We start from the raw sequence: 19,461 nt of genomic DNA, 5'->3' as shown, positions 1-19,461 counted from the left end.
GGGTAGGGGTTGGGGTGTCAACTGTTTCAATAGCGAATTAGGAATCCGGTTGAATCAGCTGACATGGATAAAATAGGAAGAACAGTCATTACATTCAAGAAATTATGCTTCATTCTAACAAATATGACTTAGGAAGGATCTCATTCGGGAAAATACTGGATGGAATTGGAGAAAAGAACTCGATATGAAAAACTAGTATTGACGTCGGATTCCTAAACCGTAGTGTTTAAATCAGGTTGAAGGATAGATGATAAGAGTATCAGCGCCAATGTAGGATGAAGTAGCTTGAGGCTTCCGGATTGTAGAAAAAAAAGAAAATTCTTCCGGATTCCGGTATGATGTTGCCATCTTCAAGATATGGGAGTAGTTATTATTTTTATTAAAAATATTTCTAAATATGCTTTCTCTTTTATTTCACCTGTTTTTTGTACGGGCACACAGGAAGGGATAGGAAGGTTTATGGGAGTTTGCTGGCAGCGGAGGATGAAATCTGTCCGTAATATAACACCTATTATCAAAGATTTTTAAAAATAAAAAGATCTCGTGAAGGGGATCTAGAAACGATTTTTTACATTTCTCGGGATGATGAAAATCATTATATTTCTTAAAAAAACTGGTTGACGACGGCTTTATCATGGGCAGAAGAACGCATGTGTTTGTAAAGTATTTGATATATAATGAATGATCACTTTTGAGGTAAGAATGGGTTTGACGACGTTGTCCATGGAAAAGGAAGGCGGATAAGGCTTCCGTTTTTCCCTTCTGTGGGCGCAGGGAACAAAGAAGAGGGGCAAGGGGGCGCTCTTCCGGAATTGGCCTGGTACGATTATTTGCCTGCTTATGCCACGGGGCTGGACGGCGGACTGTGACGGTTTCGTTTCTTTCCGCAGCTTGTTTGAAGGGATTTTCCCGTTCATGGTACCGGCGCATGAGAATTGATGTGGCAACGGATACGTATGAGCCTGACGTGAACGGAGTGGCCATGACACTGGGGCATCTGGTCAGGGGACTCAAGGCAAGGGGGCACTTGGTACATGTGTTGAGGGCTTCCGAACGGGACGGTATTTCCGTTCCCGGAGAAACGGCCATGCCGTCCCTTTCCTTTCCCATGTATCATGAGGTGAAAATAGGGTTGCCTTCCACTGACAGGTTCCGCACCAGATGGATGAAGAAAAGGCCGGATGTGGTATATGTTGCCACGGAAAGCCCCATGGGGGCTTCTGCCGTAAAGGCTGCCCGGGCCTTGGAGATTCCCGTGGTGATGGGATTCCATACCAATTTTCACCAGTATGTGAAGGATTACCATTTTTCCGGATTGGAAACCGCCGCCGTGAACTATTTGCGCAAGCTTCACAACCGGGCCGGAATGACGATCGTTCCCACGGAGGAAATGCGCCGCACGCTGGAGGAACTGGGATTTGAACGCCTTGCCGTGATGGGGCGCGGGGTGGATGCCGTCTTGTTTGATCCTGCCAGAAGGGATGCCGCCCTGCGGCAGTCATGGGGCGTGTGGCGGGATGAAGTAGTGTTCGGCGTGGTGGGGCGCCTGGCCCAGGAAAAGAATTTGGTGACGGTACTGGGCCTGTATACGCGCCTGCAACGGGAATTTCCGGACTGCAGCATGAAAATGGTAGTGGTGGGAGACGGTCCCATGATGAGCAGCCTGCGCAGTGAATTTCCTGACGCCGTTTTTTGCGGAATGCGCAGCGGGAAAGATCTGGCGCGCCATTATGCCGGTATGGACGTGCTGCTGTTCGGCAGTGAGACGGAGACTTTCGGAAACGTTCTTCTGGAGGGCATGGCCAGCGGTCTGGCCACGGTCAGTTACCGGTATGCCGCTTCCGCGGATGTGGTGCTGGACGGCATGAACGGTCTTCAGGCGGAGAAGGGGGATGCGGAGGGTTTTTATTGCGCCATGCGCCGCCTGCTGGAGGACAGGGAGATGATACGGAGGCTGGGCGAGCAGGCCCGCAGGACTGTGCGTGCCCGGGCATGGGATTCCATCTATGACAGGTTCGAAGAGTTGCTGGCTTCCGTAGCTCGGGAGGAGAACGGAACGGGCTATGCCCGTCCTCCGCGGGACGCCGTGCTGGAATGCCGCACGGTCTTTTTATCAGACCTCCATCTGGGGACGAAGGATTGCAAGGCCGACGAGTGCCGGAGGTTCCTGAAGCATGTACGGATGGAGAAAATAGTGCTGGTGGGGGACATTGTGGATGCCTGGGCGCTGGCCCGCGGCAGCCGCTGGCGCAGGCGGCATACGCGCTTTGTCCGTACCCTGCTGAAAAAAATGGAACAGGAGGATGTGGAAGTGCTGTATCTGCGCGGGAATCATGACGACGTTCTGGAAAAGTTTCTTCCCTTTCATCTGGGCAGCCTGAATATTGCCAAGGAGTGCGTGCACCAGGCGGCGGACGGCAGGCGCTATTTGTGCGTGCACGGGGACGGGTTCGACGCCATTTCCACGAACCATCGGTGGCTGGCGGTGCTCGGCTCCCTGGGCTACGACGTTCTGCTGATGATTAACCGTCTTTATAACAGATACCGCGCCTGGCGGGGGAGGGAATATTATTCCGTCTCCCGGGCTATCAAGGGACGCGTGAAATCCGCCGTCAATTTTATTGGAAAATATGAGGAGCAGCTTCAGAGCCTGGCAGTCAAAAGGCAGTGCGACGGCATCATCGCGGGGCATGTTCATCATCCGGCGGATACCATGGTAGGAGAGGTGCGGTACCTGAACTGCGGGGACTGGGTGGAAAGCATGAGCGCGGTGGTGGAATACGGGGACGGGCGTATGGAAACGCTGCTTTACAAGGATTTTATGAAGCGGCTGGCTTACGGCAAATGCGAAACCGGAGGCGGCGCGGGAATTTCCTCCTGCGGGGAAGCTTCCTGAAGGGTGTAGGGAAGGTTCCCGACGGTAGTGGGACAAAATGGCCTTGTGTGACATTTTGTCTCTTTTTGGTGTGACAATATGTCTCACGAGGATGGGGCGCTCAAAATGAAGCTTCAGTAGTATAATATCATAATAAAATTACTATAAACTATTTGTATGTTTTTTAAATAAGCTGTTCCTGGCTGGCATGCCATTTGCAACAAGAAAGGCAAGAATATGAGTTTGCCTGCATGACACCTCATGTTATGGGGAAATCAAATCTCAACGAAATCCATTCAAAACAATCTAACATAACGATATGGCTAAAATATTAGGAATCGACTTGGGCACGACCAACTCGTGCATGGCTGTAATGGAAGGCGGTCAGGGTACCGTTCTCGAAAACAGCGAAGGTGCGCGCACCACTCCCTCCATTGTTGCCTTCACCAAGAGTGGTGAACGCCTCGTGGGGCAGGCTGCCAAACGTCAGGCAGTAACCAACCCGAAAAACACCATATTTTCCTCCAAGCGTCTCATTGGCCGCAAGTACAGCGAGCTGACGGAAGAAGATAAGAAGGTGCCTTATGAAATTGTGGAAGCTCCGAACGGAGACGCCTATATCCGCGTGGAAGTGGGTGGGGAAAAGAAAACCTTCTCTCCCCAGGAAATCGCGTCCATGGTGCTGGCCAAGCTGAAATCCGATGCGGAATCCAAGCTGGGTGAAACGATCACGGAAGCCGTGATTACCGTTCCCGCCTATTTCAATGACGCCCAGCGCAACGCGACCAAGGCCGCCGGTGAAATCGCCGGCCTGAAGGTGCGCCGCATCATTAATGAACCGACGGCGGCCGCACTGGCTTACGGTCTGGATAAAAAGTCCAATGAAAATATTGCCGTGTACGACCTTGGCGGCGGTACCTTTGATATTTCCGTTCTGGAAATTGGAGATGGCGTGTTTGAAGTAAAGGCTTCCGACGGCGACACCCACCTGGGCGGCGACGACTGGGACAATGCGATCATCAATTGGATCATGGATGAGTTCAAAAAGGACTCCGGCATGGACCTTTCCAACCAGCCCGACGCCATCCAGCGCATCAAGGAAGAAGCTGAAAAGGCCAAGATCGCCCTTTCTTCCACCCAGAGCTATGATATCAGCCTGCCGTTCATCACGGCGGACGCATCCGGCCCCAAGCATATCCAGCTGACGCTGAGCCGTCCCAAGCTGGAACAGCTCACGGAAGACCTGCTGGACCGCACCCGCAAGCCCGTGCTGGACTGCATTTCCGCATCCGGCTTGAAAACCGGCGACATTGACGAGCTGGTGCTGGTGGGCGGCATGACCCGCATGCCTGCCGTGCAGGAAATGGCGCATACGCTGGCCGGCAAGGAACCCCACAAGGGCGTGAACCCGGATGAAGTGGTGGCCGTGGGCGCTGCCATCCAGGGCGGCGTGCTCCAGGGGGACGTGAATGACGTGCTGCTGCTGGACGTGACTCCGCTGACCCTGTCCATTGAAACGATGGGCGGTATTGCCACGCCGATGATCGAACGCAACACGACCATCCCGGTGCGTAAAAGCCAGGTGTTCTCCACCGCCGCTGACAACCAGCCCGCCGTGGACATCCGCATCTGCCAGGGCGAACGCAAGATGTTTGACGACAACAAGCTTCTCGGCAACTTCAAGCTGGACGGCATCTCCCCCGCTCCCCGCGGCGTGCCTCAGATTGAAGTGACCTTCGACATTGACGCCAACGGCATTCTGCACGTCTCTGCCAAGGACAAGGGCACTGGCAAGGAACAGAAGATTTCCATCCAGGGCTCCAGCGGTCTTTCCAAGGATGAAATTGAACGCGCCAAGCGTGATGCGGAAGCTCATGCGGAAGAAGATAAGAAGCGTGCCGAGGAAATTGACACGGTCAACCAAGCGGATTCCCTCTGCTTCTCCGTGGAACGCCAGCTCAAGGAAATGGGGGACAAGATTCCCGCAGACCTGAAGCGCGAGATCGAAGACAAGGTGATGCACCTGAAGGAAGCCATTTCCAAGAAGGAGTACACGGCGATCAAGGCTGGCAAGGAAGACCTGGAATCCCGTCTGGAATCCCTTTACAAGGCTGCGGAAGCCGCCCAGCAGTCCGCCGGAGCGTCCGGCCCCATGCCGGGAGCCGCTCCTGAAGAAGAAGCTTCCGACGGACCCCGCAAGGCGAAAGGCCGCGTGGTGGACGCCGAAATCGTCGATGACGACAAATAACCCCTTCCCGAAGGAGGGGAAGTCATTCCCCTCCTTCGGAACATTACATCCAAATATTCATCTACAACAACACAAACACAATATACTATGGCAAACATCAAACCCCTAGGACAACGTGTGCTGGTCAAGCGCATTGAAGCTGAAACCAAGACGGCCGGCGGCCTGTTCCTGCCGGATACCGCCAAGGAAAAACCCCAGGAAGCCGAAGTGATCTCCGTAGGCACCGGCGGCCGCGATGACAAGGGCGCCTTGATTGAATTTACCGTGAAGCCGGGCGACCACGTTCTTATTTCCAAGTACGGCGGCACGGAAATCAAGCTGGACGGAGAAGACTACCTCATCCTGTCTGAAAACGATATTCTGGCCATCATTGGCTAAATCACACCACACTCATTCAACATCATCTTTAAATAACCTGATATTATGGCTAAACAAATCCAATTTGACGAAACCGCCCGCCAGGCTCTGCTCCGCGGCGTGGAACAGATTGCCAAGGCTGTCAAGAGCACGCTGGGGCCTGCTGGTCGCAACGTGGTAATCGACAAGAAATTCGGTTCTCCCCTCATCACCAAGGACGGCGTGACTGTCGCCAAGGAAATCGAACTGGAAGACTCATTTGAAAACATGGGCGCCCAGCTTGTCCGGGAAGTCTCCTCCAAGACCAACGACGTGGCCGGGGACGGCACTACTACTGCTACCGTGCTTGCTGAAAGCATTTACCGGGAAGGCCTGCGCAACGTTACCGCCGGAGCCAACCCCATCTCCCTGCAGAGGGGCATCATGAAGGCCGCGGACGCCGTGGTGGAAGAACTCAAGAAGATCAGCAAGCCCGTTGACTCCAGCAAGGAAGTGGCCCAGGTTGCCACCGTTTCCGCCAACTGGGACGCTGAAATCGGCCACATCATCGCGGAAGCCATGGACAAGGTGGGCAAGGACGGCACCATCACCGTGGAAGAAGCCAAGGGCATTGAAACCACGCTGGACGTGGTGGAAGGCATGCAGTTTGACAAGGGTTACCTGTCTCCCTACTTCGTGACCAACGCGGAAACGATGGAAGCAGTGCTGGAAAACCCCTACATCCTGATCCACGAAAAGAAGATCAACAACCTGAAGGATTTCCTTCCGCTGCTTGAAAAAGTTGCCAAGAGCGGCAGGCCCTTCCTGGTTATTGCGGAAGACATCGAAGGCGAAGCCCTTGCCACCCTGGTGGTCAACCGCCTGCGCGGCGTGCTGAACATCTGTGCGGTGAAGGCTCCCGGCTTTGGCGACCGACGCAAAGCCATGATGGAAGACATTGCCATCCTGACCGGCGGCAAATGCATCACGGAAGACCTGGGCATCAAGCTGGAAAACGTGGGCATTGAAGACCTCGGCCAAGCCAAGCGCGTTGTTGTCTCCAAGGATGAAACCGTCATCGTTGAAGGCGCCGGTAAGTCCTCCGACATTGAAGCCCGCATTTCCCAGATCCGCCACCAGATCAAGGACACCACGTCCGACTATGATCGTGAAAAGCTCCAGGAACGCCTGGCCAAGCTGGCCGGCGGCGTGGCCGTCATTCATGTGGGGGCCGCTACGGAAACGGAAATGAAGGAAAAGAAGGCCCGCGTGGACGACGCCCTGCATGCCACCCGTGCAGCGGTGGAAGAAGGCATCGTTCCCGGCGGCGGCGTGGCCCTGATCCGCGCCCAGAAGGCTATCGACACCCTCAAGCTGGAAGGCGACGAAGAAACCGGTGCTCAAATCGTCTACCGTGCGGTGGAAGCCCCGCTCCGCCAGCTGGCCAGCAATGCCGGCCGCGAAGGAGCCCTCATCGTCGCCAAGGTGAAAGGGATGAAGAAAGCTGCCGAGGGCTACAACGTAGCCACGGACAAATATGAAGACCTGCTTACCGCCGGTGTGGTGGATCCCACCAAGGTTACCCGTTCCGCTCTGCAGAATGCGGCTTCCATCGCCGGCCTGCTGCTTACGACGGAATGCGTCATTGCCGACAAGCCTGAGAAGAAGGGCTGCGGTTGCGGCTCCGGCGCTCCCGATATGGGCGGCATGGGAGGAATGGGCGGCATGGGCATGATGTAAGCCCCGTCCGTTTCTGCGAGACACAGCAATCGACTTCAAGGCTCCCCGGAAAACCGGGGAGCCTTTTTGCGTGGAGGGAAACTGCGCAACAATCAGGCTTCTCGAGAAAGATAAAGGGCTGGATGGGCAGCAGAGTCGGGGGGTATCATCAGGGTACCCTACTGCCAATGTGACGGAATGTTCACGTTTTAAAACGGGCGTGCGGAAGCGGCCTCCTGTAATAGAGGGCCGTTTATTACGCATATGGACCCTATCTATTACTTCATCATAGGACTGATTCTGGTACTCTCCTGCTTTGACCTCGTTGTAGGGGTCTCCAATGACGCCGCCAATTTCCTGAACTCGGCGGTTGGTTCCAAGGCCGCACCGCGCAGGACGATTGTGCTGGTGGCGGCTCTGGGCATCATCATTGGTTCCCTGTTCTCCAGCGGCATGATGGAAATCGCCAGGAGCGGCGTTTTCATGCCGGCCCAGTTCTCCTTTCATGACATCATGCTGATATTCCTGGCTGTCATGCTGACGGATGTGATTTTGCTGGACGTCTTCAACACCTTCGGCCTTCCCACATCCACCACGGTCTCCATTGTCTTTGAACTGCTGGGAGGCGCGGTGGCTGTCGCCTTATTCAAGATCTGGTCCGGAGAGCCGGGAGTGGCGCAGGACTTGTCCAGCTACATCAACTCCTCCAAGGCGCTGGCGATCATCTCCGGCATCTTTTCCTCCGTCTTCGTCGCCTTTATCTGCGGGATGGTGGTCATGTGGATTTCCCGCCTTATCTTCTCCTTCAACTACAAGAAATCTTTCCAATACCTGGGGGCCGCCTGGTGCGGCATAGCCCTGACGGCCATCACCTACTTTGCCGTCTTCAAGGGGCTGAAAGGCAGCACGCTGGTCACCAAGGACATGATCCGGCACCTGGACGCCCATATCTGGCTGTACGTCGGCTACAGCCTGGTGTTCTGGACCATTCTGATGGCCGTGCTCCAAAACGTCTGCAAAGTCAACATCCTGAAAATATCCGTTCTGGCGGGCACCATGGCGCTGGCCCTCTCGTTTGCCGGGAACGACCTGGTCAACTTCATCGGCGTCTTCATGGCGGGGCAGTCCTCCATGGAAATAGCGTCCGCTGCCGCGGCGCAGGGAGCGGATCTTTCCACCCTCACCATGGGTGGCCTGATGGCTCCCGTTACTGCGGACTGGCGCTATCTGCTGGGAGCGGGCGTCATCATGGTGCTGGCCCTCATGTTCTCCAAAAAGGCGCGGACTGTGACTGATACGGAGGTGAACCTGGCGCGGCAGGGTGGGGGGGTGGAGCGGTTCGGCTCCGTTCCTCCGGCCCGCATGGCCGTGCGTTATGCCCTGAACGCCTCCCGTGTGGTGGAAAAAATCATGCCCGCCTGTGTGGAAAGATTCATTGAAAAGCGCTTCCGGCCCGTGCCGGAAGGACCGGATAACGGGGCCTCCTTTGACCTGATCCGCGCTTCTGTCAATTTGACGGTGGCCGCCCTGCTGATCTCCCTCGCCACCTCTCTGCGGCTCCCTCTTTCCACCACGTATGTAACGTTCATGGTGGCGATGGGCTCCTCCCTGGCGGACAAGGCATGGGGCAGGGATAGCGCCGTGTACCGTATCACGGGGGTGATTACGGTAATCTCCGGATGGTTCTTTACCGCTTTTGCCGCATTCACCATGTGCTGCATCGTAGCGGCGTGCATCGTTTACGGCGGGCTGTTCGGCATCGCCGCCATGTGTGTCCTGGCTGCCTTCCTGCTGCTGAAGAGTTCCAGGCTTCATCGGAAGAGGACCCAGGCTGCAGCGTTGGCGCAGAGCACCAATTACCGGGATCCGGCCGCCGCCCTTCGCTATAATGAAGAAATCATTGAGCTCATGAAACGCATGGCGGAAATCTATGAAATGAACCTGGAGGCCCTGAATGTAGAGGACCGGAAGCGGCTGAAAAAACTCCGGAAGGAAGCGCGCGGCATCCGCCGATCCCTGAGCGACCGGATGGCGATGGAAGTCATGCCCGTCGTCCGGGAACTCCCGGATGAGGAGGCGGACCGCGGAAAACGCTATGTGCAGATGGTAGAATACGCCATCTCCGTCTTTGAATCCCTCTCCAATATCACGACGGCCAGCCATGCCTACATCGACAACAACCACGAAGGCCTGGAAATGGACAGGATAGAGCACCTGAGGGGAATGAACAACCGCGTTTCCTCCCTGTATCCCCGTTTCCGGGAAATGATGGACAGCAATGATTATACCGGGCTGGATGAATGCCTGGCCGGAATGGACGCGCTGGACGAGGAATTTGCGGAGGCTATCAAGCAGCAGATCATTCTGCGTGCGGAAGACGATTCCGACATGAGGAGAGCGCTTCTCTACCTCAACCTTCTCAATGAAACACGGACGATGATCCGCAAGGTTCTGCTGCTGGCGAAGGTACAGAGAAAATTTGTTCTTGGCTGGTAACCACTTGCATGTTCATGACCGTACCGGAGGCAAAAGCTTCCGGTACGGAGGAAGCGATGGTTTTTCTTCCGGAATAGCCGGGGAGCAACATCTGGTAAAGGAGTTTTTCCGGAAAGCAAAGACTTCCGAATACAAGGATGTCTGAAGGGTAAATAAAAACCGCAAGCGCTGAAAACAACTGCTTGCGGTATGAAAAGTTTGGTACGGGCGATGGGAATCGAACCCACGTCTCAAGCTTGGGAAGCTCGCGTCCTACCATTGAACGACGCCCGCATGAAATGCGGGGTTTTATTTAGCGGCAGAACTCCGGGATGTCAAGACCACAGAGAAATCGTGTCTTCTTTTTTGCTATTTTGATGGAGTAATAAAAAAAAACTTGTCTTCTCCGCAAGGCGTGAACATAATGCCTCCGTTGTGCGGGTATAGCTTAATGGTAAAGCTCCAGCCTTCCAAGCTGATCATACGGGTTCGATTCCCGTTACCCGCTCCACTTTTATTAAAAAATTCACCTGCTAGATAGTTCCTTTATGAAAGCCAGGTTCATGACAAAGACGGCGCTCAGTGCGCTGGCACTTGCGTTTGCGGGCACCCTTCCCTGTGTGGCTCAGCAAACTGCTTCTCCGGCAGCCGTTCCGGCTGTTAATAAGGTTAAAGCCTCTACTTCTGAACAGGCTTTTATAAACAAAATGGCGGGTGCTGTTCAGGCCGGGCTGAAGTCCGGTTCCCTGGATATGAAGGCTGTGACCAGCATTCTGAATGCCGCCGCCAAGGCTGGCGTGTCTGATCCGGTGATGGGCTCTATGGTATCTATGGCCGCAGGCGCTTTCCCGGGCAATGCTCCCGCCATTGCATCCGCTGCTGTACGCAGCTACGGAACCCATGTGACGGAAGCTCGTGTCCGCAACGTGGTGGCCTCCACTGTCGCCGTTCAGCCCAATCCGTACGCGTCCGTTTCTCCCATTTGTGAAGCGGTCACGAAGGCTCTTGGCAACTCCATTGTCGCCAACACTGTTCCCGCTATTGCGGTGAGCGTGGCGGCCCAGACGCCTGATAATCCTCTGCAGGGAGTAACCGCTCAGCCGACGCAGACTCTGGTGAAGCCTGGTGAAGAAACTTCAGGGGGTGCCTTGGTGCTGCCCGGAGGCATGTCGGTAGGCGGCACTCCTACGAGTCCCTCTCCCGTCTCCGATCCTGCTGGAAATTAACCCGATCCATTTATCAATTGTATGAAGAGTCTTTTTTATCTCTCTCTGATGGCGGCCGGCATGCTTGCCTTCCATGCCAACGGGCAATCCCTGTATACATTGGCTGGACCGGTGGGTCTGGAAGAATCCCTTCCCCTGAAGTGGACGTTCAACCTGGCTGGCGGTTATGACGATAACGTTAACGCCTCCAATTACAACCAGCAGGAAGCGGCATTCATCAGCACGGACATCGGCGCCTCTCTGGCCAATTACGATTCCGTGACTCAGTATTCCTTCTCCGCCAAGCTTGGTGGCATCTTTTACCTGAAGGATCTTGAAGGAGACACGAATGAATCCCTTTCCAACTCCACGCTGTCGGCCAACCTTTCCCACAGCTTTGACCAGACCCTGCGCTATAACGGCAGTGTGTCCTTTGCGTGGCAGCCGGAACCCAACTATTCCAACGGTATTGCCAACTCCCGCCGGGATGGCGACTACATTTACGTGTACGCTTCCAGTTCCGTGAGCAAGGCGTGGACCTCCCGCTATTCCACCACGGTTGGCGCCAATTACTCCATGATTGATTATCAGGAGGATTCCGCCAAGACTGACAACCGTGATTACGTGGGCATGGAATTCACCAACCGTTACAAGTGGACGGAACGTTTGGCTGTTTCCCTGGGTTGGAATGGTTCCTACTGTGACCGCGAGTACGGCAACAACGAATTTTCCAACTTCGTGATGGCTGGCGCTGAATATGCAGTGGCTGAAAATACATCCGCTACGTTGCGCGTAGGCCCCCAGTTCAAATATGTGGAGACCTACGGCACCAAGACGTATCCTTCCGCTGAGTTCGGCTTGAACCACCGCTTGAGCGATCGCTTCATGATAGGCATGTTCGTCCGTTATTCCAACGAAGCGACGAATACGTACGTTCCCAATAACGGCTCCAGCTATTATTCCAATGAAACGTGGCGCCTGGGCGTGAACAGCACGTTGAAGGTGACGCACCGCGTCAGCCTGAACTGCGGTCTGAACCTGATTTCCAGCGATTACACTCATTCAAGTTCTAGTGCCAACAGTGATACGACGACGCTGACATTCAACGCTACGGCTGGTGTCAAAATGATGCTGACCAACGCTCTGGCCCTGACGGCCCAGTATTCCTACACTAACGGTTCCTACAGCGGCTATAACTACCCGATGCCCTCCTACAACCGCAACGTGTTTTCTTTCGGAATGAATTACAGCTTCTAAGTCTTGACTGACCATTAATGCTTTTACTCCTCTAATTGCGAATTTGCATTCACAATTAGAGGAGTTTTTATCTTACTACCTCACTATCTTTCATGAATGCCCAGGATCAGCAGAACGGTGATCGAATCGTACGCAACATTGATTATTTGCAAGTTTTAAAGAATCGCTGGAAGGAGGTCTTTCTGGTCTTCCTGCTGGTTATGGTCATTTCCGTAGTAGTGACTTTCCTGATGCCGCCTTCCTACCGGGCGACGAGCCAGTTCCAGATTAAGCAGCCCAGGCCTGTGATGGACATTGGCCGTGGTGGGGACGTAGTCGCCTCTTCCAATGCGACGAACAACTACATCCCCATGCAGTATTCTGTGCTCACTTCGACCGAAGTGCTAAAGGTAGTGTCCAAGAAATTGAACCTTGCCGCGGAATGGGGCATGACGGATGAGATGGCGGCGGCCAACCTGGTTGACATGATCAAGGTTGCCCCTGTGCGTGCAACGGACCTGGTGGATATTATTGTCTCCGGTCCTGATCCCAAACTGGTGCAGAATATCGCTAAAACGGTTCCCGAAGCATACAAGCAGGACCGTGAAATGCGTGAAAACCGTTTGGTGGAAACCGCTATTAAAAGTTTGAAGGACGTGCTCCGGGAACAGGAAGACACCGTCAATGAAAAGATGATGGCTCTCAGGAAGCTGATTGCAGAGAGCTCCTATCTGCCTACGACCTGGAGGAACGGCGAAAACCGGAGTACCTTGACGGCCGGCATGGAGGAGGAAGATTTCCGTAATGCCAAGGCCAAGGCCATGGATCTGGAAAAAGATGAAAAGGAACTGGCTTCCTATGTGCAGGAACTTCAGCGTCTCCCTGATGACAAGCTGCTGGATTACGTCATTAGTTCCGACCTATTGAATGCGGAATCCGTCGGGGCCAGATCCCTTCGTGAAACCTATGCTGAATTTTCCGACAAGCTTAAGGAGAAGGAAAACCTGAAAGCTCAGAACATTGGGGCCAAGCACCCCAAGATGAAGGCTCTGCTGGAAACGGAAAAGATTCTGGGGGATAAGCTGAACAAGGAATTGATTGGGCTGCGCTCCTCGTTGAAAAGCAAGCTGGAAATGGTTTCCGCAAGCCGGAAGCATTGGGAGGAGACCGTGGCGCAAAAGGAAAAAATTCTTCAGAATCATGTCTTGAAGGTGCCCATGTATGAGCAGGCCAGCCGTGATTATGACGCCGCGCTGGACCAGCTCAAGGAGCTGGACTCCCGGTACAAGGATGAAATTGCCCGTTTGCGCGTTCCTCGTGAAGCGATTGAAATGTACCAGCTGCCATCGTACCCGGCTGCTCCCTACAAGCCGAATGTGACCATTAATCTGGCGGTGGGCGCGGGCGCCGGACTGCTGCTGGGCATTGGATTGGCCCTTCTTCTGGAATTCATGGATACCTCCGTGAAGACGATGGAAGATGTGGAACGGGCCCTTCAGGTTCCGGTGCTGGGCATTATCCCCAAGAATGTTCCCATTCTCCATTCTTCCGATGTGCTGGGTCCGGATGCGGAAGCTTACCGGATTTTGCGAACGAACATAGAATTCAACAAGAAGGGGCTGGAGGAAATTTCCCTGACGTTTGTTTCCGGGAGTGCCGGGGAAGGAAAGACCACCACTCTGTGCAATCTGGCTTACATCTGCGCCCAGGGCGGCTATGCCACTCTGATGATTGACGCGGACCTGCGCCGCTCAAAGCTGCATCGTTATTATGAACTGGATAATGAAGTGGGTCTGACCTCCTACCTGCTGGAAGACTACCCGCTGGAGGAAGTAATATTCCAGACGCCCATTGAAAACCTGTATGTGATGCCTGCGGGACCCTCTCCCTTTGACCCGTCGGGCGCCTTGAATTCCCGCAAGTTCAATGAACTGCTCCAGGAAGTGAAACAGCGCTTTGACATCGTTCTGGTGGACTCCCCTCCCATCCTCGGCGTCAGTGACTCTGCCGTCATCGTAAGCGAGGTGGACATGACGCTCATGGTGGTGCAGCCGCGCAAACTCCCGCTGAAAGCCCTGCTGAGGCAGAAGCAGGTGATTGAGTCCGTGGGAGGCAATCTGGCCGGCGTAGTGATGAATAATGTGGACATTACGTCCGATCATCAGTATCAGTATTACACAACCTATTATTCCTATTATTCCGCGGATGGTACTTCCTCTGGTGAGAACGTGGATGCTTCTTCCATGAAGAAGGTTGAACGTTCCGGGAAGGCCAAGGAACTGGCGGCCAACCAGTCCCATGATAGTGAAGATCTATACTAACCCCCATTGCTCCATGAAAAAATATATCTGTTCCCTCCTTTGTCTCATCCTGGGTGCGGCGGGGATGGCGTCTGCGCAGTCCCCGGATGCGGTTCCTGAGCAAGGCACCATTGAAATTCAAGTGCGCGGCATTCCCGCTGATGACGCTACCGCTATTTCCGGCCAGTATCTGCTGGACGGCAACGGGACGATACGCATGCCCCAGCTGCCGGCAGGGCAGGATGTGCTGCGCGTGGTCGGCAAGACGGCCCGCCAGATTGAAGATATGCTGATTGCCGCCTATACCAAGGCGGAGTTGTATACGGCTCCCACCTTTTTGGTAAAGGTGCAGAGTTCCGATGTACGCCTGACGGAGCATATCGTGCTGGTGAGCGGTGGTGTGGCCATGAAGAAAAACGTCTTGTGGCGGCGTGGCATGACGCTTCTGGAAGCGATTGTGGGCGCCGGTGACATTACGGACTGGGGTTCCCGGTATGTGCAGGTGACGCGCGGCGGAAAGACCGTGACGTATGATTACTTCTCCATCCGGGACAGGGCGATTCCCATTCAGCCCAATGACCGTATTTTTGTTCCCCAGCGCGGTATTTTTGAGGGGCGGCCCTCGCAGCTTCTCCCCTGACCGCATATTCTCTTCATGCCCGGCTTTCCGCAAGAAAGCCGGGTTTTTTATTGGTCTGATTCCCGTGAAGCTCAATTTAGCGTCTGGCGGAAACACGGGATTTTGAGGACGGGGGTGAATCTCTGTTGAAGGAGACAGGCGGTTTTTCCGGCTTTCCATGGGGGTTCCCTTGCCCTTTCCCGGGAATGGATCAACATGGCTGGAACCGCATGGTAGACTAATAGCGGGAAAAGGCTTTTCCTTGAACCGTTCGACGTCAGTAAAGTGCTGCCGGAAAGAGTTTCTATCCTGTATCCCTTAGGCTTTGCCTTCATCGGAAGAGAGGCTTGAGGAGCGGAAAAAGTTGATGGACATGCACTTTTTGCCAGAGGATTAGGCCCTTTTTCCTTGGTTGGATCATACGGCTTCCGGGCATATATTGCGATGAAATGAGTTCAGCATGAATGTAAATAACAAAAAAACAAAGAAAAATGTTGAACATTCTTGGACTCAATGCATTTTTGGAATCTTCCAAAAATGTTAGAGTTTCATGTGGAATGTCTGCATGGAGCTTCGTATTTTCAATGTGAAATCTCATTAACCATGATATACCATTTTAAGAAAACATTCATCGGAGTAGGAGGGCGCGAATACATTAACAATCCCAAACTGAGTTTCCCGGACCATGTGAAAGTCCGTCGTAAGGGAACGAATCCCAAATCCGGACAGCCCTATACCCAAGCCGGAGGCGCTTTTGTGGAAACGTCCGCTATTGCGTCGCGCCTTTGCTGCAGCGCTTCTGCCGCACGCCAGTACCTGCATCGCCACGGTGTCCGTTTCCGCGTGGTCCGCAAGGACACGGGTTCTCTGGCGCTGTATTGGAGGCGGGCGGATGTGGACAGGGTACTTCTTCGCCGGGAGCCTGTGCGCCGCCGTGTACCGCTGTGTTACATGGATATGGCTGAAGCCGTCGGCATGCTGGGGGTGGTGCGCAGCTACATTTACAGGCTTGTGAAAAAAGGATTGCTGCGGGAATACAGGTGCCGGATGAAGACGGCCCGCGGGTTACGCGTCCGCTGCTTCTATCACCGGGAAGACCTGGAGCATATCAGGCTGCATGTGCTCCGGAAGAGATGAAGGCCCCGGCTGATGGCAGATGCGTTTTTGGCTTGAGCGCGGGCGGGATTGTGTCACGTTATGGGCATGATAGCTTTTCTGCGCGGCACGGTGGCGGAATCATATCCCCAGCGGTTGATTCTGGATGTTCACGGCGTGGGGTATGAGGTGATTGTTCCCCTGTCCACATTTGACAGGCTCAATCCTCTTCCCGGCAGGGAGCTGACGCTGAAAACCTACCTGCATGTCCGTGAGAACATGCAGGTGCTGTACGGTTTTGCCACGGATGCGGAACGGGACATTTTCCTGCTGCTGATTGACCGTGTTTCCGGTATCGGGCCTGCCACAGCCATCGCCATTCTGGGTTCCCTGTCTGTGGAGCAGTTCAAACAGGCGGTGGTGAGCGGGGACGTCTCCGGCATTGCCCGTGCCAAGGGCGTGGGTAAGAAAACGGCGGAGCGCATTGTTCTGGAATTGAAGGACAAGGTGGGCCTGGCCGCCACGTGGGAAGCCCAGGCCCAGGGCTCCACCTCTCAGGCTGCAGGGGATGCGGAGCTGGCGCTCATTGCGCTGGGATTCAAGCAGGTGGAATCCCGGAAAGCGATTGCCGCCCATCTGAAAGATCACCCGGATGCCGATGCGGACGAACTGATACGCGCCGCCCTGCGTTCCATGAATTGACCGTTCCCTCGGAGAGGGGACGTGATTCCGCAAGCATTTGACTTCCATGGAAGAGCATGCCCGCAGGGAATGTCTTCTCCCGACTGAGGAGGCGCGGGAGCATACTGCCATGATGGGGGAACAATAGTGTTGACGGCTGGTTGAATCGTTTTTAAACTTACGGCGTCCATGGTACTTAAATAAGTCCGGGACTAGTAATTAATCAAATCTGAAGCCCTGAATCTTATGGCCAAATATGCTATTAACGGTTTTGGACGTATTGGTCGCAACGTACTGCGTGCCATGTCCAAGGAAGAACGCAACAAGGTTGTTGCCATCAATGACTTGACCCCCATTGAAATGATCGCCCACCTGCTCAAGTATGACTCCACGCAGGGCAAGTTTGACGGCGAAGTTGCCATCGACGGCGAATATCTGGTCGTTGACGGCCACAAGATCCTCATCACCGTGGAACGCGATCCTGCCAACCTTCCCTGGAAAAAGCTGGGTGTGGACGTCGTTCTGGAATCCACCGGCCTGTTCACCAAGCGTGACGCCGCCCAGAAGCACATTGACGCCGGCGCCAAGAAAGTTCTGATCTCCGCTCCCGCTACGGATCCGGACCTGACCTTCTGCCTGGGCATCAACGACAGCGAATACGATCCCGCCAAGCACAACATCGTTTCCAACGCTTCCTGCACCACCAACTGCCTTTCCCCGATGGTGAAGGTGCTGAACGACAAGTTCGGCATTGAAAAGGGCATGATGAGCACGATCCACTCCTACACGAACGACCAGCGCATTCTGGACCTTCCCCACAAGGATCCCCGCCGCGCCCGTGCCGCCGCGATCAACATTATCCCGACCACCACCGGTGCCGCCAAGGCCATTGGTGAAGTGATTCCGACTCTGAAGGGCGCTCTGAACGGTGCTTCCTTCCGCGTTCCGACCCCGACCGGTTCCCTGACCGACTTCGTGGCCATCCTCAAGAAGAACGTGACTGTGGAAGAAGTGAACGCCGCCATGAAGGAAGCCGCTGAAGGCCCGCTGAAGGGCATTCTGGCCTATTCCGAAGAAGACCTGGTTCTCCAGGACATCGTTTCCGATCCCCACTCCTGCATCTTTGACTCCGGCTTCACGTATGTGGTCGGCGGCAACTTGGTGAAGGTTTGCGGCTGGTACGACAACGAATGGGGCTACTCCAACCGCGCCGCTGAAGCCATGAAGAAGCTGGGCGACAGCCTGAGCTGCGGCTGCTGCGGCAAGTAAGTTCTTTTGAACAACGCTTGCTCTTCAGTTGCACGACAAGTCTTGCCGGTTGCCTGTTTCAAACTTCTGGTTTCCAAGCCGGATTTGTTCAGGCGGCCGGGGATTTATCCGGGAGGGCAGAAATGCCCTCCCTTTTTTATTCCATTGAATCAAACAATATAAACCGATATGGCTAAACTTACTGTACGTGACCTTGATGCCAAGGGCAAGGAAGTCCTGATGCGCGTTGATTTCAACGTTCCCCTCAAGGATGGGGAAATCACTAATGACGCCCGCATCGTGGCCGCTCTTCCCACGATCAAGTTCCTCCTGGACCAGGGCGCACGCGTTGTGCTCACCTCCCATCTGGGCCGGCCCAAAAATGAACCTGATTCCGCTTTTTCCCTGAAACCCGTTGCGGCCCGTCTTTCCGAATTACTTGGCAAGGAAGTGAAATTCGTTCCCGCCGCCATTGGGCCGGAAGCGGAAGCTGCCCGCGCCGCCATGAAGGACGGCGACGTGGTCCTGCTGGAAAACGTCCGTTTCTATCCCGGTGAAAAGAAGAACGATCCGGAATTTGCCAAGGCTCTTCTGGGCAATGCCACGCTGTTCGTGAATGACGCGTTCGGTACCGCCCACCGCGCCCACGCTTCCACGGAAGGGGTGACGCATTTTGCACAAAAGAGCGCCATGGGCTTCCTGATCGAACGTGAACTGGAATACCTGGAAGGCAAGCTGGAAAACCCGGAAAAACCCTTCGTGGTGATCATGGGCGGTGCCAAGGTGTCCGACAAGATTGAAGTGCTTTCCAAGCTGATGGAAAAGGCTGATACGTTCCTGATTGGGGGCGCCATGGCCAACACGTTCCTGGCGGCTGAAGGGTATGAGCTGGGTGCTTCCAAGATTGAAGGAGACAAACTGGACCTGGCCCGTGAAATTCTGGCGGAAGCCAAGGCCAAGGGCGTCAAATTCCTGCTTCCGGCTGACGTGCGCGTAGCCATGAAGTTTGAAGACGGCGCTGAAACCTTCTGCACGGCTCCCTTCGCGGAAGGCGGCAAAGTGCCGGAAGGCGGCATGGCCATTGACATTGGCGACAAGGCCATTGAAGAATTCTCCGCTATCATCAAGGGTGCCAAGACCGTTCTGTGGAACGGCCCGATGGGCGTGTTTGAAATGGACTGCTTTGCCAAGGGCACCAAGGAAATTGCGGAAGCCCTGGCGGATTCCTCCGCCATCTCCATCGTGGGCGGCGGCGATTCCGTGACGGCGGCCAAGAAATTCAAGGTCCAGGACAAGCTTTCCTTCTGCTCTACGGGCGGCGGCGCTTCCCTGGAACTGCTGGAAGGCAAGGTGCTTCCCGGTGTGGGCGCCCTGACCGACAAGTGCTGTTGCTGCCAGAAATAATCATTCCTGCTGGCGGATCG

14 protein-coding genes and 2 tRNA genes are annotated in these 19,461 nt (G+C 54.7%); 15 read left to right on the top strand and 1 reads right to left on the bottom strand.

Features of this window, described 5'->3' with window-relative positions; genetic code table 11:
• The first annotated feature begins 357 nt into the window (after window positions 1-357).
• The 6 genes from LIO64_RS01570 (at window position 358) to LIO64_RS01545 (ending at window position 9,674) form a co-directional block, all read left to right on the top strand.
• Window positions 358-528 carry a hypothetical protein gene (locus LIO64_RS01570; RefSeq protein ID WP_290547695.1) on the top strand — a complete coding sequence of 57 codons (171 nt, stop codon included), beginning with the start codon at window positions 358-360 and terminating at the stop codon, window positions 526-528.
• A gap of 400 nt (window positions 529-928) precedes the next feature.
• Window positions 929-2,896, top strand: a complete 1,968-nt coding sequence (locus LIO64_RS01565; protein ID WP_290547694.1) for a glycosyltransferase — start codon at window positions 929-931, stop codon at window positions 2,894-2,896.
• A gap of 298 nt (window positions 2,897-3,194) precedes the next feature.
• Window positions 3,195-5,123, top strand: coding sequence for a molecular chaperone DnaK (dnaK, locus tag LIO64_RS01560; protein ID WP_290547693.1), 1,929 nt, complete (start codon window positions 3,195-3,197; stop codon window positions 5,121-5,123).
• Window positions 5,124-5,210: 87 nt separating this feature from the next.
• A complete protein-coding gene (gene groES, locus LIO64_RS01555; protein WP_022396241.1) occupies window positions 5,211-5,501 on the top strand; it encodes a co-chaperone GroES in 291 nt (96 codons plus the stop codon).
• A 42-nt stretch (window positions 5,502-5,543) separates the two neighbouring features.
• Window positions 5,544-7,199: a chaperonin GroEL gene (gene groL / locus LIO64_RS01550; protein ID WP_290547696.1), complete on the top strand. Its 1,656-nt coding sequence runs from the start codon at window positions 5,544-5,546 to the stop codon at window positions 7,197-7,199.
• 243 nt (window positions 7,200-7,442) lie between these two features.
• Window positions 7,443-9,674, top strand: coding sequence for an inorganic phosphate transporter (locus LIO64_RS01545; protein WP_290547692.1), 2,232 nt, complete (start codon window positions 7,443-7,445; stop codon window positions 9,672-9,674).
• Between the two features lie 199 nt (window positions 9,675-9,873).
• On the opposite strand, the gene LIO64_RS01540 is transcribed toward LIO64_RS01545, so the two are convergent.
• Window positions 9,874-9,947 (bottom strand) — tRNA-Gly (locus LIO64_RS01540).
• A gap of 143 nt (window positions 9,948-10,090) precedes the next feature.
• On the opposite strand from LIO64_RS01540, the gene LIO64_RS01535 reads away from it, so the two are divergent.
• The 9 genes from LIO64_RS01535 (at window position 10,091) to LIO64_RS01495 (ending at window position 19,441) form a co-directional block, all read left to right on the top strand.
• Window positions 10,091-10,164: transfer RNA gene (locus tag LIO64_RS01535), tRNA-Gly, on the top strand.
• A gap of 196 nt (window positions 10,165-10,360) precedes the next feature.
• Window positions 10,361-10,879, top strand: coding sequence for a hypothetical protein (locus LIO64_RS01530; RefSeq protein WP_290547691.1), 519 nt, complete (start codon window positions 10,361-10,363; stop codon window positions 10,877-10,879).
• Between the two features lie 21 nt (window positions 10,880-10,900).
• Window positions 10,901-12,115, top strand: coding sequence for an outer membrane beta-barrel protein (locus tag LIO64_RS01525; protein ID WP_290547690.1), 1,215 nt, complete (start codon window positions 10,901-10,903; stop codon window positions 12,113-12,115).
• 92 nt (window positions 12,116-12,207) lie between these two features.
• Complete coding sequence (locus LIO64_RS01520) at window positions 12,208-14,415, top strand: polysaccharide biosynthesis tyrosine autokinase (protein ID WP_290547689.1); 2,208 nt, start codon at window positions 12,208-12,210, stop codon at window positions 14,413-14,415.
• 13 nt (window positions 14,416-14,428) lie between these two features.
• Window positions 14,429-15,034 (top strand): hypothetical protein, encoded by a 606-nt coding sequence (locus LIO64_RS01515; RefSeq protein WP_290547688.1) that lies wholly within the window; start codon window positions 14,429-14,431, stop codon window positions 15,032-15,034.
• A gap of 582 nt (window positions 15,035-15,616) precedes the next feature.
• Window positions 15,617-16,150, top strand: a complete 534-nt coding sequence (locus LIO64_RS01510) for a hypothetical protein (protein WP_290547687.1) — start codon at window positions 15,617-15,619, stop codon at window positions 16,148-16,150.
• Between the two features lie 66 nt (window positions 16,151-16,216).
• Entirely contained in the window at window positions 16,217-16,810 is a 594-nt protein-coding gene (gene ruvA / locus LIO64_RS01505) for a Holliday junction branch migration protein RuvA (RefSeq protein ID WP_290547686.1), read from the top strand.
• Window positions 16,811-17,035: 225 nt separating this feature from the next.
• Window positions 17,036-18,058 carry a type I glyceraldehyde-3-phosphate dehydrogenase gene (gene gap / locus LIO64_RS01500; protein WP_290547685.1) on the top strand — a complete coding sequence of 341 codons (1,023 nt, stop codon included), beginning with the start codon at window positions 17,036-17,038 and terminating at the stop codon, window positions 18,056-18,058.
• Window positions 18,059-18,226: 168 nt separating this feature from the next.
• Window positions 18,227-19,441: a phosphoglycerate kinase gene (locus LIO64_RS01495; RefSeq protein WP_290547684.1), complete on the top strand. Its 1,215-nt coding sequence runs from the start codon at window positions 18,227-18,229 to the stop codon at window positions 19,439-19,441.
• The last annotated feature ends 20 nt before the right edge of the window (window positions 19,442-19,461 follow it).

It is taken from the genome of Akkermansia sp. (assembly GCF_020860705.1).
Taxonomy (GTDB): Bacteria; Verrucomicrobiota; Verrucomicrobiia; order Verrucomicrobiales; family Akkermansiaceae; genus Akkermansia.
Note: the sequence above shows the minus strand (reverse complement) of the source record. Positions and strands in the feature narration are given on the sequence as shown.